Source organism: Ferrovibrio sp., assembly GCF_964218355.1.
GTDB lineage: Bacteria > Pseudomonadota > Alphaproteobacteria > Ferrovibrionales > Ferrovibrionaceae > Ferrovibrio.
Map to the genome: position 1 here is coordinate 109,792 of NZ_CAXPMC010000019.1, position 20,268 is coordinate 130,059.

Sequence of the window (20,268 nt, forward strand, 5' to 3'; positions counted from 1 at the left end):
CTTCTCTTTCCTGGGGCAGCCGGTGCTCGCCAATATCGTCATCCAGTTTCTCAACGGCCTGGCCGGCACGTCGTCGCTGTTCCTGGTCGCGGCGGGCCTGTCGATCATTTTCGGCGTCAGCCGGATCGTCAATTTCGCCCATGGCTCGCTCTACATGCTGGGCATCTACGTCGCCTACAGCCTGATGGAGGTGTTCGGGCGCGGCTCGATCCTCGGCTTCTGGACCGGGGTGCTGCTCAGCGCGGTGATCGTCGGCCTGATCGGCGTGGCGATCGAGGTGCTGGTGCTGCGCCGCATCTACCGGGCGCCGGAACTGTTCCAGCTGCTGGCCACCTTCGCCCTCGTGCTGGTGATCAAGGATGCCGCCCTGTGGATCTGGGGTGCCGAGGACCTGCTGGGGCCGCGCGCCCCCGGCCTGCGCGGTGCCGTCGAGATCATGGGCAAGCGTTTCCCCGAATACGACCTGCTGCTGATCGTGATCGGCCCGGCGGTGCTGGGCCTGCTGTGGCTGCTGATGAACCGCACCCGCTGGGGCACGCTGGTCCGCGCCGCCACCCAGGACCGCGAGATGGTCGGCGCGCTCGGCGTCAACCAGAGCGCGCTGTTCACCGGAGTCTTCTTCCTCGGCGCCTTCCTCGCCGGCCTGGGCGGCGCCATCCAGATCCCGCGCGAGCCGGCCCAGCTGATGCTCGACATCACCGTGATCTCCGATGCCTTCGTCATCGTCGTGGTCGGCGGCATGGGCTCGATCGGCGGTGCCTTCCTCGCCGCGCTGCTGATCGCCCAGGCCAAGGCGCTCTGTATCGCACTGGGCGATGTTTCCTTCCTGGGCGTCACCCTGTCCTTCACCAAGTTCACCCTGGTGGTCGAGTTCGTGATCATGGCCATCGTCCTGGTGGTGCGGCCCTGGGGCCTGATGGGCAAGGCGCAGGCGCCGCAGCGTGGCGCGTCGATGGTCGAACCGGCCCTGTATCCGCTGGGCCGGACCTTCTGGGGCATCACGCTCGGCATCGTCATCCTGCTGGGGCTGATGCCGCTCGGCGGCGACGACTACCGCCTGGTGCTGCTGATCGATGTGGCCGTCTTCGCCCTGTTCGCCGCCACCCTGCATTTCCTGATGGGGCCGGCGGGCATGGTCTCCTTCGGCCATGCCGCCTATTTCGGACTCGGCTGTTACGGCGCGGCGCTGGCCATGCTGAAGCTGAACCTGCCGATGGAGGCGGCCCTGCTGGCGGCGCCGCTGGCCGGCGGTTTTGGCGCGCTGGTCTTCGGCTGGTTCTGCGTGCGGCTGTCGGGCGTGTATCTCGCGATGCTGACGCTGGCCTTCGCCCAGATCGCCTGGTCGGTAACGTTCCAGTGGGACGATTTCACCGGCGGATCGAACGGCCTGGTCGGCCTGTGGCCCAGCGAATGGCTGAAGGACCGCACCGCCTTCTACTTCTTCACGCTGGTCCTGTGCATCGGCGGCGTGGTGCTGCTGTGGCGGATCGTGCATGCGCCCTTTGGCTATGCGCTGCGGGCGGCGCGCGATTCCGTCCTGCGTGCCGATGCCATCGGCATCGATACCAGGCGCATCCAGTGGTACGGCTTCGTCATCGCCGGGATTTTCGCGGGCCTGGCTGGCGGCCTGTTCGCCTTCTCGAAGGGCAGCATCTCGCCCGAGCAGATGGCGGTGTCGCGCTCGGTGGACGGCCTCGTCATGGTGCTGCTGGGCGGCGTGCAGACCCTGACCGGCCCGGTGGCCGGCGCGGCGATCTTCACCTGGCTGCAGGACACCATAGCGCGCAACACCGAATACTGGCGGGCGATTCTCGGGCTGGCCATCCTGGTCATCGTGCTGGCTTTCCCGCAGGGCGTTGCCGGCTTTGCCAAGGATATCGCCACCAGGCTTGGCTGGCGGAAGGAGGCACTGTCATGACGGTGCTCTCGGTCCAGGGCCTGCACAAATCCTTCGGCGGCGTGCAGGCGGTGCAGGATGTCCATTTCCAGGTGGCGGCGGGCGAGCTGCTGGCGCTGATCGGCCCCAACGGCGCCGGCAAAAGCACCTGCTTCAACATGCTGAACGGCCAGCTGAAGCCCGATGCCGGCCATGTCACCCTGCTGGGGCGCAGCCTGATCGGTATGGCGCCGCGCCAGATCTGGCGGCTGGGCGTGGGGCGCACCTTCCAGATCACCGCAACCTTCAATTCGATGACCGTGCGCGAGAATGTGCAGATGGCGCTGCTGTCGCACCACAACCGCCTGCTGTCGCTGTGGCAGCAGGCCAACGGCCTGTATCGCGACGAGGCGATGGCGCTGCTGGAGCGGGTGGGCATGGCGGCCCAGAGCGAACGGCCCTGCGGCATCCTGGCCTATGGCGACCTGAAGCGGGTGGAACTGGCGGTGGCCCTGGCCAACAGCCCGAAGCTGCTGCTGATGGACGAGCCGACCGCCGGCATGGCGCCCAGCGAGCGCATCTCGCTGATGGACCTGACGGCGAAGCTGGCCCGGCAGGACGACATTGCCGTGCTGTTCACCGAGCATGACATGGACGTGGTTTTCGCCCAGGCCGACCGCATCATCGTGCTGAACCGCGGTCGCCTGATCGCGGAGGGATCGCCCGACGAGGTGCGCGGCAATGCGGAAGTGCAGGCGGTCTATCTCGGCTCGGGCGCCGTTTTCGCGGAGGCTCACTGACATGGCTGGCGAAATCCTGCTGCAGGTCGACGGCCTGAACACCTATTACGGGCGCGCCCATATCCTCGCCGATCTTGCCCTGCAGGCAGGCCGCGGCGAGGTGGTGGTGCTGCTGGGCCGCAACGGTGCCGGCAAGTCGACCACCATGAAATCGGTGATCGGCCTGGTCGGCGCCGCCAGCGGCCAGGTCGCCTTTGCGGGCAAGCGCATCGACCGGCTGTCGCCGTATCGCATTGCCCGCATGGGGCTGGGCTATGTGCCGGAAGACCGCCGCGTCTTCACGGAACTGACCGTGATGGAAAATCTGGAAGTCGGCCGCCAGCCGGTGCGCGACGGTGCGCCGACCTGGACGCCGGACCGCCTGTTCGAGCTGTTTCCCAATCTCGGCCGCATGAAGGATCGCCCCGGCGGGCGGATGTCGGGCGGCGAGCAGCAGATGCTGACTATCGCCCGCACGCTGATGGGCAATCCGCAGCTGATCCTGCTGGACGAGCCATCGGAAGGCCTGGCCCCGGTGATCGTCGAGCAGATGGCAAAAACCATCCTGCAGCTGAAGGCGGAAGGCCTGACCGTGCTGCTGTCGGAACAGAATCTCCATTTCTCGCAGATGGTGGCCGACCGCGCCTACATCATCGAGAAGGGGCGTATCCGCTATCAGGGAACGATGGCGGAGCTGTCGGCCGATGCGGCCGTGCGCGAACAGTATCTTTCGGTATGAGGACCGGATAATGGGCTGGATTGTCGGAATCGATGTGGGCGGCACCTTCACCGACCTGATCGGCATCGAGCCTGCCAGCGGCAGGGTGGCGCTGGCCAAGGTTCCCACCACGCTGGACAACCAGGCTTTCGGCGTGCTGGGCGCGCTGGAAAAGGGCGGCATTGCCCTGCCGCAGACCGATACCATCGTGCATGGCACCACCACCACCACCAACGCGCTGCTGGAGCGCAAGGTGGCGCGGGTCGGCCTGATCACCACCAAGGGTTTCCGCGACAGCCTGGAACTCGGCCGCCGCACCCGGCCGCAGCCCTACGGCCTGACCGGCGGTTTCGAGCCGCTGGTGCCGCGGCAGTGGCGGCTGGAAGTGCCCGAACGCATGGATGCCGATGGCGGCGTGGTGGTGCCGCTGGACGAGGATGCCGTGCGCAGGGCCGCCGAGCAGCTGAAGGCTGCCGGCTGCGAGGCGCTGGTGATCCATTTCCTGCACAGCTACATCAACCCGGCCCATGAAAAGCGTGCGCTGGAAATCGCGGCCGCGGTCTGGCCGAATCACTACATCACCGCCGGCCACCAGCTGCTGTCGGAATACCGCGAATACGAACGCGGCACCACGGCCAGCGTCAATGCCGCCGTGCAGCCGGTGCTGCACCGCTATATCGAGCGGCTGAACGGCGAACTGAAGGGCAAGGGCTTCGGGCGTGACCTGCTGGTCATGCAGGGCAACGGTGGCACGATTGCCGCCGGTATCGTCTCGGAGGCGGCTGTCAACACCGTGATGTCCGGGCCGGCTTCGGGCGTGATGGCGGCAGCCTATACTGCCCGTGCCGCCGGCCTGCCCAACGTGATCACCTACGATATGGGCGGCACGTCTTCGGATGTCGGCCTGATCCAGGATGGCGTGCCGCAGGTTTCGTCGGAACTCGAGATCGAATACGCCATGCCGATCCACGTGCCGATGGTGGATGTGCATACCATCGGCGCCGGCGGCGGCTCGATCGCCCATATCAACGAGGCCGGCATGCTGCAGGTGGGGCCGGAAAGCGCCGGTGCCCGGCCGGGCCCGATCTGCTATGGCCGCGGCGGCACCCGGCCGACCATCACCGATGCCAATCTGGTGCTCGGTCGGCTCGATCCCGATGGCCTGCTGTCGGTCGACAGCAAGGTGTCGCTGCAGGATGTGAAGGATGCCGTCGACCGCGAGGTCGGCCGGCCGCTCGGCCTCGATACCGATGCCGCCGCCGCCGCGATCCTGCGCATCGCCAATGACAAGATGGCCGGTGCCGTCCGCATGGTCAGCCTCAGCCGCGGCCACGATCCGCGCGACTTCGCCCTGTTCGCCTTCGGCGGGGCCGGGCCGCTGCATGCCGCGGCGCTTGCCCGCGAGCTTGGCATTCCCAAGCTGCTGATCCCGGCGCGGCCGGGCATCACCAATGCGCTGGGCTGCGTGGTGGCGGATCTGCGCCATGACTATGTGCGCACCGTGAACCGGCCGCTTTCCGACCTGCCGGACGGACTGGTGGCCGAAGTGCTGGCCGGGCAGGTTGCGGAAGGCCGGGCGACGCTGGAGCGCGACGGCGTGGCGGTCGACGAGATCCAGGTGCTGCATACCGCCGACATGCAGTTCCAGGGCCAGAGCCATCTGCTGACCGTCGCGGTGCCGGACCCGGATATCGGCCGCGATGCATTGCAGAAGGCTTTCGAGGCGGCCTACTGGCAGCGGTTCGAGGTCGAACTGCCGGAAATCCGCGCGGTGCTGGTCAACCTGCACACCGCCGTGATCGGCCGCCGGCCCGACCTGTCGCTCGACCGCCTGCTGGCGGCCGAGCCGGCAAAGGACGTGGCCGGGGCAAGGAAGGGCAGCCGGAAAGTGTGGTACGATGCCGGCGGCTGGCAGGATACCCCGGTCTATGACCGCGAGCGGCTGCCACGCGGCGCCAGCTTTGCCGGACCGGCGATTCTCGAACAGCTCGACACCACCATCGTGATCGAGCCGGGCAATCAGGTCAGCGTGGACAAACTCGGCAACCTGATCGTTGCCATTGCTGCGGAGTAGGGACCATGGCCAAGCAACCCATCGACCCCGTCACTCTGGTCGTGATCCAGAACGGCCTGCAGCAGGTCTGCAATGAAATGGACCTTGCCTTCTGCCGGGCGGCCTTCTCGCCGGTGATTTCCGAGGCGCTGGACCGGTCCGACGGTATTTATCACGGCGAGACAGGCGAGCTGATCGCCCAGGGCGAGCTGGGCCTGCCGGTCTTCGTCGGGACCATGCAGTTCTCGACCCAGGCGGTGATCGAACGCGCGCGGAAGACGCCGCTGCTGGCGCCCAGGCCCGGCGATGTCTACATCGTCAATGATCCCTATCTCGGCGGCACCCACCTGATGGATGTGCGCTTCGTCAAGCCGTTCTTCTACAAGGGCAAGCTGTTCTCGTGGCTGGCCAATACCGGCCACTGGCCGGATATCGGCGGCATGGTGCCGGGTGGTTTCTCGGCCAATGCCACCGAGGTGGAGCAGGAAGGCCTGCGGCTGCCGCCGGTGAAGCTGTACAAGGAAGGCGTGCTGGACGAGGAAATCCTGTCGATCATCCTCAGCAACATCCGCATCGCCGACCAGCGTATCGGCGACATCAAGGCGCAGGCGGCGGCGCTGGCCATCGGCGAGAAGCGCCTGACCGCTCTGCTCGACCGCTACGGCGCCGATGTGGTCGAACAGGCCATCGAGGAACTGAAGCAGCGTGCCAGCCAGCAGATGCGCGCCCGCATCGCCACCATCCCGGACGGCGTCTACGAGGGTTCGGCGGTGGTCGATTCCGACGGGGTGGTGGATGCGCCGCTGCTGATCCGCATGAAGGTGACGAAGGCGGGCGAGGAACTGCATTTCGACATGACGGGCTCCAGCCCGCCCTGCCGTGGCCCGATGAACAGCGTGATCGCCACCACCTATTCGTCGATCTACCTCGCGGTGAAACATATCTTTCCGGATGTGCCGATCAATGCCGGCACCTTCGAACCGCTGAAGATCACCGATCCGCATGACACGTTCCTCTATGCGAAATATCCGCGGCCGGTCTCGGGCTGTGCGGCGGAAGTCAGCCAGCGCATTGCCGAGGCCGTGTTCAACGCACTGGTGCCGGCGATGCCGGACCGGCTGTTCGCCGCGCCGGCCGGCACCTCCGGCAACCTCGCGCTTGGCGGCTACGATCCCAAGCGCGACCGGTCCTACGTGATGTATGTGATCTCGGGCGGCGGCTATGGCGGCTGGCATGGCGGCGACGGCCTCACCAACGGCTGCAGCACCATCGGCATTTCCAAGACGACGCCGATCGAGGTGATGGAACAGTATTATCCCGTGCTGTTCGAGGAATACTCGCTGCATGAAGGCTCGGGCGGTGCCGGTGAGCATCGCGGCGGCTTCGGCGTCAACTACACGATCCGCCTGCGCCGGGGCGAGGCGCGCGCCTCGATGGTGATGGACCATGGCCGCACCGGGCCGCAGGGCGCGCTGGGCGGGGAAGACGGCGGCATCAACACCGTGTCGATCGAGACCGCGCAGGGCTCGTATATTCCGCCGCATCTGTCCAAGGACCAGGATATCGAGATCAGGGCCGGCGACCGCGTGCGCGTCTCGACACCCGGCGGCGGTGGTTTCGGCGATCCGAAACGGCGCGATCCGGCGCTGGTGGCCCGGGATATCGAGCGCGGCTATTACACGCCCGAGCAGATCCGCAGCCGGTTCGGCATCCAGCCGCCGGTCGTGAAAAGCGCCGCCGAGTAGGGGCGGCGCTGCCATGCTGGCCGAGCTGGTGGTCTGGGCCGGCGTTGCCGCCGCGCCCGAGGCCCGCCGGCTCGGCTATGCGAAAGCCGCCGTCAGCCTGTGGTCGCGCCGGCGGCGCTGCGCAAAAGTCTGGGGCGATCACGAAATGCGCACGCGCGCCTTCGTGCAGAGCGTGGCCGAATCCTGCCGCCGCCGCGGCACGCTGTGGCTGCTGGGTGGCGGCACCCTGGCCGACCTGCCGCTGGCCGAGCTCGGCGCGCTGTACCAGCGCATCCTGGTTTTCGATATCGCGCTGCTGCCCGGTGCCCGGCGGCTGGCGCGGCGCTGGCCCAATGTGGAATTGCGGGCGGCCGATGTCACCGGGATGGCGGCGGCGCTGAATGAGTGGCGGCCGGGCCTGCCGCTGCCGATCGCCTCGGCGGAGGCCCTGCGCGACCTCGATCCGGTGCCGCCGGATTGCGTGCTGTCGGTCAACCTGCTGTCACAGCTGCCGCTGCAGCCGATGGCCTGGCTGCAGAAGCAGGGCGTGCCCCGCATCGAGGCGGAGGGTTTCGGCCGCGCCATGCTGCAGGCGCATCTCGACGGCCTGGCCGTGCTCGGCTGCCAGGCCGGGCTGGTCGCCGACCGCACGCGGCTGTGGCGCAACCGTGCCGGCGAGGCGGTGCTGAAGGAAAGCGCGCTGCTGGGGGTGACGCTGCCGACAGCCATCGCCGAATGGACCTGGCCGCTGGCACCGCGCGGCGAGATTGATCCGGAACTGGCGCTGGAACTGCAGGTGGCGGCCGCGCATGTGACGGCGGCGCCGGCCTGAACGGTCAGGTCTTGTCTTTCACTTCCTGCACGGATTCGATGACGAAACCGCGCTCGGGCGGGAATTTCCGCATCATCACCCGGCGCACCTCGTCGTCGGACGTGGCCTGCAGCTCGACATAGTTGATCTCGCCCCATTTGTCGTCGAGCTGGCGGTGCTTCTCGCCCATCATATGGGCGCGCCGGACTTCCTGGTTGTAGATGCCGACGCTGAAGGTCTTCGAATTCGTTTCCTTGGCGACCACCTCGCTGGCCATTTTCTCCAGCTTGGCGACCTGGGCTTCCAGTTCGAATTTCTGCTTGGTCAGTTCGGCGATTTTCTGCTGGGCGCCGCGGCTCAGCTTTTCCATCTCGTCCAGCCGCTGGCCGCGACGGACCACCTCCTGCGCGCTCCATTCATAGGCCATGACCTGCCGCTTATGCTGCGAGACAAGCTGCAGCACGATGAAGGCGGCACCGGGGATACCGATCAGCAGGGCGGCGAGGATGAGCCAGAAGGCAGACATAATTGCTGTTTAAACGAGTGGGAAACCGCCGGCAAGGTGCTGAAAAAGCGGCAAAACTGTTGGGGCGGGGAAAAATGCCGCCGCGACCGGCTTTTGGCAGGGAAAGCTTGACCGTGACAGGCCGGACCGTTAAAGAAACGCTGCCTGTGGCGGGGGTAGCTCAGTTGGTTAGAGCACCAGATTGTGGCTCTGGGGGTCGCGGGTTCAAGTCCCGTTCCTCGCCCCAAAATTTCAACGGCCGGTCAATGGTTTAGCCATGACCGGCCGTTTCCGTTCCGGGCTTATTCGGCCGCTGCCGCCAGCCCGGCGGGGCCGGGGAAGCCGGTCTCGATCGGCAGAGCCGGGTCGCGCGACCATTCGTTCCACGAGCCGAAATACAGCCGGACATTGTCGATGCCGGCCTCCTTCAGGGCGACCAGGGTATTCGACGCCCGCGCGCCCTTGAAGCAGTACAGCACCACCGGTGTCTTCGCCGTGATGCCGACCGTGGCGCATTCGGCGAGGATCTCGCCCCGGCTCTTGAACATCGGGCCGGCGGCGCCGGGCTTCATCATCCGGTACCATTCGATCCACACGGCGCGCGGGATGCGGCCCTTGCGCGGGCAGAAATCCTTGCCGTAGGGCGACGAGCTGTCGCCGATCCATTCGTCGACATCGCGGGTGTCGAGAATGGCGATCCTGGTGTCGGCGACGGCGGCCTTCATGCCTTCGAGGTCGAGCAGGATGCCGGCGCCGGATGCCGAGAGCGGGAAGGCTTTCGGCTGCGGCGCTGCCGGGTCGGTGGTGACCGGCAGTTCGGCCGCGGCCCAGGCGGCGAAGCCGCCATGCAGGATTTTCACCTTCGGATAGCCGAGATAGCTGAGCAGCACATAGCCGCGGCAGGACTGGCCGAAACCGGTATTCATCGACTGCTCGTACACCACGGCGGTTTCCGCACCCGACAGGCCGGCCGCACCGAAGACGGCGGCGAATTTCTCGCGCATGGCCGCCACGCCCTCGGGGGTGGAGGTGGCAAGATAGGTGAAGATGTCATGGATATTCACCGCGCCGGGCAGATGGCCGGCGGCATAGGCATCGGGTGCCCGGGTGTCGATCAGCACCGCACCGCCCGCGCTCATCTCGGCGGAGAGCTCCTCCGGGGAAATCAGCACACTTCCGCTCATGGCTCGCTCCTGTATCTGGGATGGGATCAAATAGACAGAACAGTCTATCTTATACAAGGAGCGTGCCAGCCGGATTGACCAATGATTCCAAGGCCCCGGCAAATGCCGGAGCCGGGGCTGCTCAGGTTTCAGTCAGGGAATATCCGGCGGCGGCCGAAAAAACAGGCCGCGACGCCTTCCGCATTGGCCCCTACCGGCGCAGCCAGGTCTGGCTGCGACCGAAAAGCGGCGTACCGAGGAAGCCGCGCACCCGCAGGGCCTGGCCGCCTTCCTGCAGGGCCAGCTTGGCATTGTAGGTCTTGCCGTTTTTCGGATCGAGGATGTGCCCGTCGGCCCAGCCGTCGCCGTCCGGTTTCAGGCCCCAGAGGAAGGTCATGCCGATCACCGGCCGGTCCTTGCGGTCGCCTTCGCATTTCTCGCATACCGGGTCGGGCTTCTCGTCAGGGCGGTAGAAAATTTCCACCACGCGGCCCTGCAATTCGCCGTTCACCGCGGAGATCTCGACGATGCTGCGCGGCTGCCCGGTCTCGTCGTCGATGGTGGTCCAGCGGCCGAGCGGAGAGGCGGCATCGGCGGCATGGAGATTGTTGGCGGGCCCAAGCATCAGGGCGGCAAACATCACAGACAGGGCGGTACGTCGCATCTTCCGATCCTTCCGGACCCTTTTCGGGCTTCGACAACGAGACGAGAATACTATACTCCAGAATGGAAGCGCAGCCGGAAGCAGAAGCACAGGAGATGCGTCATGTCCGAACAGACCGCAGGTTCACGATTCCGGCTTGGTGTCGGGGCGGCGGATGACTGGCGGATGGCGGTGGATGGCTGTTTGCTGCAGCTGATGCCCCTGTCGGATGGCGCCAATATCGGCTTTGTCTATGTCAGCGACCGGCTGGCCGACCGGCTGCCCAAGATCGCCCGGCGGCTGTCGGCGGCCACCGGCATCGAGATGATCATCGCCGCCTGCGGCTACAGCATCGCCGCCGGCGATACCGAATACTGCGACGAACCCGTGGTGGCCTGTCTGGTTGGCGAGGTGCCGGCAGACAGCGCCATGCTGTTCCGCTCCCCGGCCGAGCGGCCGCAGGGCTGGTTCGGCGTCGTGCATGCCGATCCGCAGATTCCGGCACTGCCGGAACTGATCGAGGATTTTTCCGAAGCCTGCGGCGCCTACCTGGTGGGTGGCCTGGTTGCCGGTCGCGGCGGCCGGCCGCAATGGGCCGGGCGGGCCGCCGAAAGCAGCCTGTCCGGCGTGATCTTCAGCGAAAGCCAGCCGGTGCTGACCGGCATGACCCAGGGTTGCGCCCAGGTCGGCGCCATGCACCAGGTGACGGCAGCGGACGGCAATGTGCTGCTCGAACTGGACGGCCGTCCGGCTTATGACGTGCTGCGCGACAGTTTCGGCATCGATTCCCTGCAGGATTTGCGCAAGCTGGGCAGCGGCCTGATGATCGGCCTGCCGGTCAGCGGTACCGACCGTCCGGACTATCTGGTGCGCAACATCACCGGCATCGATCCGCAGGCCGGAGGCATCGCCATCGGCGCCATGGTGGAGGAGGGCGACAGCCTGTTCTTCTGCCGCCGCGATGTCGACAGTGCCGGTCGCGACATGGACCGCATGCTGGCCGATCTCAAGCGGCGCTGCGGCGATGCCACGCCGCGCGGCGCCCTGTGGTTCTCCTGCATGGCACGCTGCCAGGACCAGTTCGTGCAGGAACCGGGCGAGCTGGCCCGCATCCAGACGGTATTTCCGGACCTGCCGCTGGTCGGCATGTATTGCGGCGGCGAGATCGCACAGTCGCGGCTCTACGGGTATACCGGCGTGCTCGCGCTGTTCCTGTAACACTTCACAGGCATGGTCTCTCCTGAAGGAGACGGCCATGACGGATCACGATGGTGCGCCACCGCGCAGCGGCTGGGCCCGGCTGGTGCCGGAGCTGCTGGTTCGCGACCCGGCCCGCAGCCTCGAATTCTGGTGTGGCCTGCTCGGCTTCCGCATCGCCTATAGCCGGGATGCAGAAGGTTTTGCCTATCTGGAGCGTCCGGACGGTGCCCAGATCATGCTGTGCCGGCGCAACGGCAGCTGGGAAACCGGCCGGCTCGATCTGCCCTATGGCCGCGGCGTGATGTTCCAGATCTATGTCGACGATCTCGATGCCGTACAGGTGCCCCTGCGTGCGGCCGGCTGGGCATTGCATGCCGGCCCGCGCGAGGTCTGGCGCCGCGTCGGCCCGCAGGAAGCCGGCCAGCGCGAAATCTTCGTCCAGGACCCGGACGGTTACCTGATCATGGTGGCGCAGGATATCGGCACGCGGCCGGCCGTCTGACGCTCAGGCGTCCAGCACGATCCGGCCGATCACCTGGCCGGCCTTCAGGGCGGCGAGAGACGCGGTCGCTTCGGCCAGCGGCCGGTGGCTGATCGGCAGGGCGGGCAGTGCCGCAGTCTGCGCCAGCGCGATCATCTCCTTCAGTTCGGCCAGGCTGCCGACATACGAGCCGCTGAAACGAACGCCCTTCATCACATGCAGGCCGATGGAAATGGTGGCGACACCGCCCAGCAGGCCGACCGACACCAGATGGCCACCCTTGCGCAGGCTGCCATAGGCAAAGCCGAAGCTGGCTTCGGTGCCGGCGAAATCCACCGCCGCCATCACGCCGCCGGTGGCTTTCATCAGCGCCTTCTGCGCACCCTCGGCGCGGGGATCGATGGCATCCCTTGCGCCTAGCTGCATGGCGGCCTCGCGCTTGGCCGGATCGAGATCGGCCACGATCGGCGCGACGCCGGTCATCGCCTTTGCCAGTGCCACGGCATTCAGGCCGACACCGCCGGCGCCGACAATCAGAAGGTCATGGCCGTCCTGCAGATGTCCGATCTTCTTCAGGGCGGAATAGGCCGTCAGCCCCGAGCAGGCATAGGTGCAGGCCAGCGCCGGGTCGAGGTCGCCGATATCGACCAGATAGCGTTCGTCAGGCACCAGCAGATGCGTGGCATAGCCGCCATCGGCAAAGATGCCGATGGATTTCTGGGCGCCGCCGCAGAGATGCTCGTTGCCGTCACGGCAGGGCGGGCAGGTGCCGCAGCCGATCCACGGGAAGACCAGCCGGCGCTGGCCGGTCTTTGCGGCCCGGGCTTCCGGGCCGGTTGCCGCAACGACACCCACGATCTCGTGCCCCGGCGTCAGCGGCAGCAGGGCGCCGTTGCTGGCCGCCACCACGCGTTTGCCGCCGCCGAGATCGAAGAATCCTTCCCAGATATGCAGGTCGCTGTGGCAGACGCCGCAATGTGCCACCTTCACCAGCACTTCGCGGCCTTCGGGCACGGGCAGCGGCTTGTCGGCGGCGACCAGCGGCTGGCCGAATTCGGCGACCTGGTAGCAGCGCAGCATGGCGGTCATCCTCCGGTGATTTTTCTCTGTTCCTGCAATGGTAAAGAGGCCGGCAGGCTGGTGTCCAGCGCCGGAGCCGCTAAACTCGCCGCGGAGGTACAGTCATGGGTATGCTGCAGCAATTGTTCGACCTGACCGGCCGCGTGGCGCTGGTCACCGGCGCGTCGCGCGGTTTCGGGGTCGAGATCGCGAAACTGTTTGCCGAGGCCGGCGCGCTGGTGGTGATCAACGGCCGCCATCAGGAAACCCTGCAGGCGGCGGCGGAAACGGTGCGGCCCCATGGCCTGGTCGAGACCGCCGCCTTCGACGTGGCCGATGCGCCGGCCGGCGAGGCGGCCATCGCGGCGATCGAGAAGACCCATGGCCGCCTCGACATCCTGATCAACAATGCCGGCGTCAATATCCGCAAGCCCCTCGACGCCTTCACGCTGGATGACTGGCGGCAGGTGCTGGATGTGGACCTGACGGCGGCTTTCGCCCTGTCGCGGGCGGCGGCGCCGGGCATGGTGACGCGCGGGTTCGGCCGCATCGTCAATGTCGGCTCGGTTCTTTCGGTCAAGGGGCGGGCCAGCATTCCGGCCTATACCGCGGCCAAGCATGGCATCCTCGGCCTGACCAAATCGCTGGCCGCCGAGCTGGGCCCCTCGGGCGTCACCTGCAACGCCATCGCCCCGGGCTATTTCGAGACCGAGATCAATGCCGAACTGATGAAGAACCCGGATTTCGTCCGCTTCGTCAACGAACGCACGCCGCTGCGGCGCTGGGGCCGGCCCGAGGAACTGGCCGGTGCGGCACTGTTTCTTGCCTCGCCGGCGGCATCCTATGTGAACGGCCATCTGCTGACGGTGGATGGCGGCATGACCACCACCTTCTGACGGAGTGTCTGCGATGGATGCGGCGGCAGCGGAACCCGGCTTTATTCCTGCCTATCCGGAACGGCATGACGGCCGGCTGCCGCTGGTCACATTGCTGCGCACCCTGCGTGAAAACGCCATCGGCACCTGGACGCGGGAATCCTACGAGCGCGACATCATTGCCTACCGGCTCGGCTTCAAGACATTCGTGGTGGCCAACCACCCCGAACTGATCCGCCATGTCATGCTCGACAATGCCGCCAATTACACGCGCGACCCGGTCGGCAAGAGAATGCTGGAGCCCGGCCTCGGCAACGGCCTGCTGACCAGCGAAGGCACCGACTGGAAACGCCAGCGCCGCATGATGGCGCCGATCTTCCAGCCGCGCCGGCTGTCCGGTTTCGCCGCCATCATGACCGACAGCAGCGCCGCGCTGGCGGAGCGCCTGGCGGTTCTGCCGGCGGGGCAGAGCGTCGACATGGCCGAACAGATGATGCTGGTGACGCTGGAGATCATCGCCCGCACCATGTTCGGTGCCGATGCGGCGACCGATGTTTCGGCGGTCGGCCGGGCGATGGACCGCTACCAGGTGACGGTGCGGCCGAATATTCCGGATCTGCTGGGCCTGCCGCGCTGGGTGCCGCGTCCCTCGGCCCGCGAGGGGCGCGCCGCGATGGCCGACATGGATGCAATCATCCGCGACCTGATCCGCCGCCGGCGCGACCGGGCGGCGGCCGGCGGCGAACTGGGCGGGGATCTGCTCGGGCTGCTGCTGGCGGCAGTCGACGAGGAAGGCGGCGGCGCCATGTCCGACACGGAAGTGCGCGACCAGATGGCGACTTTCTTCCTCGCCGGGCACGAGACCACCGCCACCGCGCTGGCCTGGACCTGGTATCTGCTGGCCCATGACCCGGCAGTGGAAGCGAAGCTGCAGGCCGAACTGGATGCCGTGCTGGGCGGGCGTCCGGCGGAATATGGCGATTATGAAAAACTGGCCTATACGCGGATGGTGGTGGAAGAGGCGATGCGCCTCTATCCGCCGGCCCATACCACGGCACGGCAGGCAGTTGCCGCCGACCGCTTCGGCGATCTGGAAATTCCGGCCGGCGCCAATGTGATCGTCTCGCCGTGGCTGATGCATCGTCACCGGCTGTACTGGACGCGGCCGGATGTGTTCGATCCGGAGAATTTTGCGCCCGAACGCACCGCCCAGCGCCGTCGCTATACGTACCTGCCGTTCGGCGCCGGCCCGCGCATCTGCATCGGCCAGGGCTTTGCCATGATCGAGGCGGTGCTGATCCTGGCGACACTGGCCCAGCGGATCGCGGCCCGCATGCTGCCGGGCGCCGTGGTGCGGCCGGTGGGCAAGATCACCCTGCGCCCGATGCCCGGCGTGCCGATGCTGGTGGCACCGCGCGCGGCCTGAATTCCCTCCCCGGGAAAAGAAAAGAGAAGGCTTCGATGAGTGACGATCTCTGCTTTGCTTCCGCGGCCGATCTGGTCGATGCCTATCGCGGCCGCAGCCTGTCGCCGGTGGAGGTGACGCAGGCACTGCTGACCCGCATCGCCGCCGTCAACCCGAAGGTCAACGCCTATTGCCTGGTCGACGAAGAGTCCGCGCTGCGCGACGCCCAAGCCTCGGAGGCCCGCTGGCAGGCGGGCAAGCCGCTCGGCCCGGTCGACGGTGTGCCGGCCTCGATCAAGGACATCATCCTCACCAGAGGCTGGCCAACCCTGCGCGGCTCGAAGACGGTCGATCCGAACCAGAGCTGGACCGAGGATGCGCCGGTGACCGCGCGGCTGCGCGAGGCCGGCTGCGTCATCCTCGGCAAGACCACCTCGCCGGAAATGGGCTGGAAAGGCGTGACGGATTCGCCGCTGACCGGCATCACCCGCAACCCGTGGAATCTCGATACCACGCCGGGCGGCTCGTCCGGCGGGGCCTCTGCGCAGGTGGCGGCTGGCCTCGGCCAGTTCGCCGTCGGCACCGATGGCGGCGGCTCGATCCGCATTCCGGCCGGCTTCACCGGCATTCCCGGCCTGAAGCCGAGTTTCGGCCGGGTGCCGGCGGCACCGCTCAGTCCCTTCGGAACCGTGGCGCATCTCGGCCCGATGACCCGCACGGTGCGCGATGCTGCCCTGATGCTGCGCGAGATGGCGAAGCCGGATGCGCGCGACTGGTTCGCGCTGCCCTATGCCGACACCGACTATGCCGCCGCGCTGCCGGCCGGGGTGAAGGGGCTGAAGATCGCCTACAGTCCGACGCTGGGTTATGCAAAGGTCGATCCGGAGATCGCCGCCGTGGTCGATGTCGCGGCAAAACTCTTTGCCGATCTCGGCGCGGTGGTCGAACGGGTCGATCCGGGCTTCGACGATCCGGTCGACGTGTTCCACACCCACTGGTTCGCCGGTGCCTACAACGCGCTGATGGCGCTGACACCCGAGCAGTTCAGGCTGGTCGATCCGGGACTGGTACAGACTTTCGAGCGCGGCGCCGCCATCACGCTGCAGCAGTATCTGCAGGCCGCCAACGCGCGCGGTGCGCTGGGCGTACGCATGAAGCGCTTCCATGAGACGTATGACCTGCTGCTGACCCCGAGCCTTGCCGTGCTGGCATTCACGGCCGGCAGGCTGGCGCCGGAGAACATGGGCGATGCCTACTGGACGGCATGGACGCCGTTCAGCTACCCGTTCAACCTGACCCAGCAGCCGGCCATGTCGGTGCCCTGCGGCTTCTCGCAATCCGGCCTGCCGATCGGCCTGCAGCTGGTCGGGCCCATGCATCGCGACGACCTGGTGCTGCGGGCGGCGGCGGCTTATGAGGCGGCCACCGACTGGCACAGGCGGCGGCCGGCCCTGTGATGCCATGAGCGACCACGCCGCCCTGCTGACCGTCGCCGAGATGGCCGAGGCCGACCGCCGCGCCATCGCCGGCGGCGTGGCGGGCCTCGACCTGATGGAGGCGGCGGGGGCGGCGGTGGCGCGCGTGGTGCAGCGGTTTCATCCACAGGGACCGGTGCTGGTGCTGTGCGGGCCGGGCAACAATGGCGGCGATGGCTTCGTTGCGGCGCGGCTGCTGGCTGGTGCGGGGCGCGCCGTGTCGCTGGCTCTGCTGGGCGACCGTGCTGCGCTGAAAGGCGATGCGGCCGCCATGGCTGCGCGCTGGACCGGCGCCGTGCTGCCCGCCGATATGGCAAAACCGGCTGCAGCCGCCGTGATCGTCGATGCCCTGTTCGGGGCCGGCCTCGGCAAACCGCTGGCCGGTGCGGCGAAGATGCTGGTGGACGCGGTGAATGCCACCGGCCGGCCGGTGGTGGCGGTCGATCTGCCGAGCGGCATCCATGGCGACGACGGCCAGCCGCGCGGCGCGGCGATCCGGGCCGAGCGCAGCGTGACATTCTTCCGGCCGAAGCCCGGCCATCTGCTGCTGCCCGGCCGGCTGCATTGCGGCGCGCTGCATGTGGCTGATATCGGGATTCCCGATGCGGTGCTGGCCGGGATCGCGCCGCGGCAATGGCAGAACGATCCGGCCCTGTGGCGCCGCCGGCTTCCGCACCCGCAGGCGGATGGTCACAAATATGCCCGCGGCCACGTGCTGGTGCGCGGCGGCGCGCTGGCCGGCGCCGCGCGGCTGGCCGGCCATGCCGCCCTGCGCATCGGTGCCGGACTGGTGACGCTGGCGCAGCCGGCGGAAGCCCTGCGGCAGGGCGGCGGGCCCGATGCGCTGATGCGGCAGGCCTGTGCGGGCATTCCGGACTGGCGGCGTGCCATTGCCGATCCGCGCCGCAACGTGCTGCTGCTGGGTCCGGGCAACGGCGCTGGCCGTGCCACGCGGCAGGCTGTGCTGGATGCGCTGACAACCCGGCGTGGGGTGGTGCTGGATGCCGATGCGCTGACGGTATTCGCGGATCATCCGGCGGCTTTGTTCGCCGCCGTGAAAGGCCCGGCGATCCTGACGCCGCATGATGGTGAATTTGCGCGCCTGTTCCCCGATCTTGCCGCCGGGGGAAAGCTGCAGCGCGCACGGGCGGCGGCGGCGCGCAGCCGGGCGGTGGTCGTGCTGAAAGGCGCCGATACCGTGATTGCCGCGCCCGATGGTCGCGCGGCGATCAACACGAATGCACCGGCCGATCTGGCCACGGCCGGCACCGGCGATGTGCTGGCAGGCTTCTGCGCCGGGCTTCTTGCGCCGGGCGGTCAGGCAGAGGGCATGCCGGCTTTCGAGGCGGCCTGTGCCGCCGTCTGGCTGCATGGCGCAGCCGGGCAGGCGGCCGGGCCGGGGCTGATCGCCGACGACCTGCCCGGTGCCGTCAGGAAACCGCTGGCGGAACTGCGGGGCTGAGGCCGGCGAGTGCGGCCTCGACGCTGGCATCGAAGCGCACGCGCGGATGGCGCAGGCCATGGGTTTCCAGCATCTGCCGTACTGGCGGCGTGGTCCCGGTCAGGATCAGGATCGTGCCGTTGCGTTCCGCCTTGCGGGCGACACCCTCGATGGTGTTGGCCGCGGTTGAGTCGAGGAAGGGTACGGCGGCGAAATCGAGGATGAAGGTTTTCGGCCGGTCGGCGATGCGGTCGAGCACGGCGCCCACGGTGGAAGCGGCGCCGAAGAAGAAGGCCCCCGAGATGCGGTAGACCAGCAGGTCGCGGTCGGCCGCCAGCGCCGGGTCGTAGCGTTCGCGGTCGCCATTGGCATCGTCGGCCTTGTCAACCGGCATCACCGGCCGGTGGCTGTCGATGGTGGTGGCCTGCGCCATGCGGTTGAGGAACAGCAGGGTACCGAGGCCGAAGCCGACCAGAATCCCTTCGGTGAGGTCGCGGAAGATGGTCAGCAGGAAAGTGGTCAGCAGCACGGCCGCATCGCCCCAGGACGATCGCAGCAGGGTGGCAAAGGCATGCCGTTCGGCCATGTTCCAGGCCACCACGGCCAGCACCCCGGCCAGCGCCGCCAGCGGGATGTAGCTGGCCAGCGGCGCCGCCACCAGCATGAACAGCAGCACGAAGACCGCATGCAGCATGCCGGAAACCGGGCCATGGGCGCCGGCCCGCACATTGGTGGCGGTGCGGGCGATGGTGCCGGTGACGCAGATGCCGCCGAACAGGGCCGCGGCGATGTTGCCGGCGCCCTGGGCGACCAGTTCGCAGTTGGAACGATGGCGGCGGCCGGTCATGCCGTCGGCAACAATGGCGGACAGCAGCGATTCAATGGCGCCGAGCAGAGCGAAGGCGGCGGCATCCGGCAGCAGCGTGACGATACGCTCAATCGAAACCGGCGGCAGCGACGGCAGCGGCAGGCTGCGCGGGATGCCGCCGAATTTCGTACCGATGGTCTCCACCGGCAGGCCGGACAGGGCGGCAGCGACGGAGGCCAGCGCCACCGCGATCAGCAGCCCAGGCCAGTGCGGCCGCCAGCGTTTCAGCCCGAGGATGACGGCAATGGTCAGCACGGCAACGGCGATGGCGGCCGGGCTGGCGGTTGGCAGGGCGTGGCCGAGTGCGGTCAGTTTCGGCAGCAGCGGGCCGGGCTCGGAGCCCGCCAGTGTCAGCCCCAGAAGATCCCGAATCTGGCTGGCGAAGATGATCACCGCGATGCCGGCGGTGAAGCCGACCGTGACCGGGTAGGGGATGAACTTGATATAGGTGCCGAGCCGGAGGAAGCCGGCCAGCAGCAGGATGCCACCGGCCATCAGGGTTGCCAGCAGCAGGCCGTCGATGCCGTGCTTTGATACCGTGGCGGCGACCAGCACGATGAAGGCGCCGGCCGGCCCGCCGATCTGGAAGCGGCTGCCGCCCAGTGCCGAGATCAGGAAGCCGCCGACGATGGCGGTGTAAAGGCCACGGTCCGGGGTGGTGCCCGAGGCGATGGCAATGGCCATCGACAGCGGGATAGCGACGATGGCGACGGTCAGGCCGGCCAGCGCATCAGCACGCAGCGCGGCCAGGCCGTAGCCTTCGCGCAGCACGGTGACCAGCTTGGGTGTGAACAGTTCCGCGAAACCGGGCTGGCGGCTGGCGGCGTTCATTCCGCGCGCCTCAGCCGGCCGCCGGCGTTTTCAGGCGCACGCCGCGCCCGCCGCCGGTGCTGGGGACCGCGTCCCCCAGCAGCTCGATGCCGGCCCCGTCCAGGGCCGCAACCAGCTTCATCAGGGAATCGACATTGCCGCGCACCACGCCGGCACCGGCCTCCATGCGCTGGATGGTGGGCAGCGACAGGCCGGCCAGTTCGGCCAGGCGGCGCTGGTCGATGCCGAGCAGGGCGCGGGCGGCGCGCATCTGGGGACCGGTGATCATGGTCTGGCTATCTCTCCTGATATTCTTAACTTTCACATGGTATTATTATATAGTCAATATGATATAAAAAACATCAATATGGATAGGCTGAGC

18 protein-coding genes and 1 tRNA gene are annotated in these 20,268 nt (G+C 67.7%); 13 read left to right on the forward strand and 6 right to left on the reverse strand.

Annotated elements, in window-relative coordinates; all coding sequences use genetic code 11:
* Window positions 1-22: 22 nt before the first annotated feature.
* The 6 genes from ACEQZY_RS13130 to ACEQZY_RS13155 are packed head-to-tail and all read left to right on the forward strand — an operon-like array spanning window position 23 to window position 7,982.
* Window positions 23-1,918, forward strand: coding sequence for an ABC transporter permease (locus ACEQZY_RS13130; RefSeq protein ID WP_370155051.1), 1,896 nt, complete (start codon window positions 23-25; stop codon window positions 1,916-1,918).
* Window positions 1,915-2,676, forward strand: coding sequence for an ABC transporter ATP-binding protein (locus tag ACEQZY_RS13135; RefSeq protein ID WP_370155053.1), 762 nt, complete (start codon window positions 1,915-1,917; stop codon window positions 2,674-2,676). Before ACEQZY_RS13130 ends, ACEQZY_RS13135 begins: the two co-directional genes overlap by 4 nt.
* Before the next feature lies 1 nt (window position 2,677).
* Window positions 2,678-3,394, forward strand: coding sequence for an ABC transporter ATP-binding protein (locus ACEQZY_RS13140; RefSeq protein WP_370155055.1), 717 nt, complete (start codon window positions 2,678-2,680; stop codon window positions 3,392-3,394).
* Between the two features lie 10 nt (window positions 3,395-3,404).
* Window positions 3,405-5,447, forward strand: coding sequence for a hydantoinase/oxoprolinase family protein (locus ACEQZY_RS13145; RefSeq protein ID WP_370155058.1), 2,043 nt, complete (start codon window positions 3,405-3,407; stop codon window positions 5,445-5,447).
* Window positions 5,448-5,452: 5 nt separating this feature from the next.
* Window positions 5,453-7,171, forward strand: coding sequence for a hydantoinase B/oxoprolinase family protein (locus ACEQZY_RS13150; RefSeq protein WP_341703250.1), 1,719 nt, complete (start codon window positions 5,453-5,455; stop codon window positions 7,169-7,171).
* A gap of 13 nt (window positions 7,172-7,184) precedes the next feature.
* On the forward strand, window positions 7,185-7,982 hold the full coding sequence (locus tag ACEQZY_RS13155) for a hypothetical protein (protein ID WP_341703249.1): 798 nt from the start codon (window positions 7,185-7,187) through the stop codon (window positions 7,980-7,982).
* Between the two features lie 4 nt (window positions 7,983-7,986).
* Here the strand turns inward: ACEQZY_RS13155 and ACEQZY_RS13160 are convergent, their stop codons facing one another.
* Window positions 7,987-8,487, reverse strand: a complete 501-nt coding sequence (locus tag ACEQZY_RS13160) for a hypothetical protein (protein WP_341703248.1) — start codon at window positions 8,485-8,487, stop codon at window positions 7,987-7,989.
* Between the two features lie 149 nt (window positions 8,488-8,636).
* Between ACEQZY_RS13160 and ACEQZY_RS13165 the strand changes: the two genes are divergently transcribed.
* Window positions 8,637-8,713: transfer RNA gene (locus tag ACEQZY_RS13165), tRNA-His, on the forward strand.
* Window positions 8,714-8,768: 55 nt separating this feature from the next.
* Here the strand turns inward: ACEQZY_RS13165 and ACEQZY_RS13170 are convergent.
* Together ACEQZY_RS13170 and ACEQZY_RS13175 are read right to left on the reverse strand one after the other, a co-directional pair.
* The gene (locus tag ACEQZY_RS13170) at window positions 8,769-9,650 is read right to left on the reverse strand and encodes a sulfurtransferase (protein ID WP_370155061.1); all 882 of its coding nucleotides are present in this window, start codon (window positions 9,648-9,650) and stop codon (window positions 8,769-8,771) included.
* Between the two features lie 190 nt (window positions 9,651-9,840).
* Complete coding sequence (locus tag ACEQZY_RS13175) at window positions 9,841-10,293, reverse strand: DUF2147 domain-containing protein (RefSeq protein WP_341703246.1); 453 nt, start codon at window positions 10,291-10,293, stop codon at window positions 9,841-9,843.
* 102 nt (window positions 10,294-10,395) lie between these two features.
* On the opposite strand from ACEQZY_RS13175, the gene ACEQZY_RS13180 reads away from it, so the two are divergent.
* Window positions 10,396-11,490: an FIST C-terminal domain-containing protein gene (locus ACEQZY_RS13180; RefSeq protein WP_341703245.1), complete on the forward strand. Its 1,095-nt coding sequence runs from the start codon at window positions 10,396-10,398 to the stop codon at window positions 11,488-11,490.
* 37 nt (window positions 11,491-11,527) lie between these two features.
* Entirely contained in the window at window positions 11,528-11,974 is a 447-nt protein-coding gene (locus ACEQZY_RS13185; protein ID WP_341703244.1) for a VOC family protein, read from the forward strand.
* A 3-nt stretch (window positions 11,975-11,977) separates the two neighbouring features.
* Here the strand turns inward: ACEQZY_RS13185 and ACEQZY_RS13190 are convergent, their stop codons facing one another.
* Entirely contained in the window at window positions 11,978-13,033 is a 1,056-nt protein-coding gene (locus ACEQZY_RS13190; RefSeq protein WP_370155064.1) for an alcohol dehydrogenase, read from the reverse strand.
* Between the two features lie 104 nt (window positions 13,034-13,137).
* On the opposite strand from ACEQZY_RS13190, the gene ACEQZY_RS13195 reads away from it, so the two are divergent.
* Genes ACEQZY_RS13195 through ACEQZY_RS13210 form a run of 4 tightly spaced genes read left to right on the forward strand, consistent with a single transcriptional unit; the run spans window position 13,138 to window position 18,229 of the window.
* Window positions 13,138-13,908, forward strand: coding sequence for an SDR family oxidoreductase (locus ACEQZY_RS13195; protein WP_370155066.1), 771 nt, complete (start codon window positions 13,138-13,140; stop codon window positions 13,906-13,908).
* Window positions 13,909-13,921: 13 nt separating this feature from the next.
* On the forward strand, window positions 13,922-15,313 hold the full coding sequence (locus ACEQZY_RS13200) for a cytochrome P450 (RefSeq protein ID WP_370155068.1): 1,392 nt from the start codon (window positions 13,922-13,924) through the stop codon (window positions 15,311-15,313).
* A gap of 35 nt (window positions 15,314-15,348) precedes the next feature.
* On the forward strand, window positions 15,349-16,749 hold the full coding sequence (locus ACEQZY_RS13205) for an amidase (protein WP_370155071.1): 1,401 nt from the start codon (window positions 15,349-15,351) through the stop codon (window positions 16,747-16,749).
* Window positions 16,750-16,753: 4 nt separating this feature from the next.
* The gene (locus tag ACEQZY_RS13210) at window positions 16,754-18,229 is read left to right on the forward strand and encodes an NAD(P)H-hydrate dehydratase (protein WP_370155073.1); all 1,476 of its coding nucleotides are present in this window, start codon (window positions 16,754-16,756) and stop codon (window positions 18,227-18,229) included.
* On the opposite strand, the gene ACEQZY_RS13215 is transcribed toward ACEQZY_RS13210, so the two are convergent.
* Together ACEQZY_RS13215 and ACEQZY_RS13220 are read right to left on the reverse strand one after the other, a co-directional pair.
* Window positions 18,198-19,907 carry a SulP family inorganic anion transporter gene (locus ACEQZY_RS13215; RefSeq protein WP_370155075.1) on the reverse strand — a complete coding sequence of 570 codons (1,710 nt, stop codon included), beginning with the start codon at window positions 19,905-19,907 and terminating at the stop codon, window positions 18,198-18,200. The two genes, ACEQZY_RS13210 and ACEQZY_RS13215, sit on opposite strands and share 32 nt — an antisense overlap.
* 10 nt (window positions 19,908-19,917) lie before the next feature.
* Complete coding sequence (locus ACEQZY_RS13220; RefSeq protein WP_341704342.1) at window positions 19,918-20,175, reverse strand: helix-turn-helix transcriptional regulator; 258 nt, start codon at window positions 20,173-20,175, stop codon at window positions 19,918-19,920.
* Window positions 20,176-20,268: the final 93 nt, after the last annotated feature.

What these genes read in the sequence shown, in the direction of transcription:
- ACEQZY_RS13135 (WP_370155053.1), top strand. Translation starts at nt 1,915, where the DNA reads ATGACGGTGCTCTCGGTCCAGGGCCTGCACAAATCCTTCGGCGGCGTG.
- ACEQZY_RS13140 (WP_370155055.1), top strand. Translation starts at nt 2,678, where the DNA reads ATGGCTGGCGAAATCCTGCTGCAGGTCGACGGCCTGAACACCTATTAC.
- ACEQZY_RS13145 (WP_370155058.1), top strand. Translation starts at nt 3,405, where the DNA reads ATGGGCTGGATTGTCGGAATCGATGTGGGCGGCACCTTCACCGACCTG.
- ACEQZY_RS13150 (WP_341703250.1), top strand. Translation starts at nt 5,453, where the DNA reads ATGGCCAAGCAACCCATCGACCCCGTCACTCTGGTCGTGATCCAGAAC.
- ACEQZY_RS13155 (WP_341703249.1), top strand. Translation starts at nt 7,185, where the DNA reads ATGCTGGCCGAGCTGGTGGTCTGGGCCGGCGTTGCCGCCGCGCCCGAG.
- ACEQZY_RS13160 (WP_341703248.1), bottom strand. Translation starts at nt 8,487, where the DNA reads ATGTCTGCCTTCTGGCTCATCCTCGCCGCCCTGCTGATCGGTATCCCC.
- ACEQZY_RS13170 (WP_370155061.1), bottom strand. Translation starts at nt 9,650, where the DNA reads ATGAGCGGAAGTGTGCTGATTTCCCCGGAGGAGCTCTCCGCCGAGATG.
- ACEQZY_RS13175 (WP_341703246.1), bottom strand. Translation starts at nt 10,293, where the DNA reads ATGCGACGTACCGCCCTGTCTGTGATGTTTGCCGCCCTGATGCTTGGG.
- ACEQZY_RS13180 (WP_341703245.1), top strand. Translation starts at nt 10,396, where the DNA reads ATGTCCGAACAGACCGCAGGTTCACGATTCCGGCTTGGTGTCGGGGCG.
- ACEQZY_RS13185 (WP_341703244.1), top strand. Translation starts at nt 11,528, where the DNA reads ATGACGGATCACGATGGTGCGCCACCGCGCAGCGGCTGGGCCCGGCTG.
- ACEQZY_RS13190 (WP_370155064.1), bottom strand. Translation starts at nt 13,033, where the DNA reads ATGCTGCGCTGCTACCAGGTCGCCGAATTCGGCCAGCCGCTGGTCGCC.
- ACEQZY_RS13195 (WP_370155066.1), top strand. Translation starts at nt 13,138, where the DNA reads ATGGGTATGCTGCAGCAATTGTTCGACCTGACCGGCCGCGTGGCGCTG.
- ACEQZY_RS13200 (WP_370155068.1), top strand. Translation starts at nt 13,922, where the DNA reads ATGGATGCGGCGGCAGCGGAACCCGGCTTTATTCCTGCCTATCCGGAA.
- ACEQZY_RS13205 (WP_370155071.1), top strand. Translation starts at nt 15,349, where the DNA reads ATGAGTGACGATCTCTGCTTTGCTTCCGCGGCCGATCTGGTCGATGCC.
- ACEQZY_RS13210 (WP_370155073.1), top strand. Translation starts at nt 16,754, where the DNA reads ATGAGCGACCACGCCGCCCTGCTGACCGTCGCCGAGATGGCCGAGGCC.
- ACEQZY_RS13215 (WP_370155075.1), bottom strand. Translation starts at nt 19,907, where the DNA reads ATGAACGCCGCCAGCCGCCAGCCCGGTTTCGCGGAACTGTTCACACCC.
- ACEQZY_RS13220 (WP_341704342.1), bottom strand. Translation starts at nt 20,175, where the DNA reads ATGATCACCGGTCCCCAGATGCGCGCCGCCCGCGCCCTGCTCGGCATC.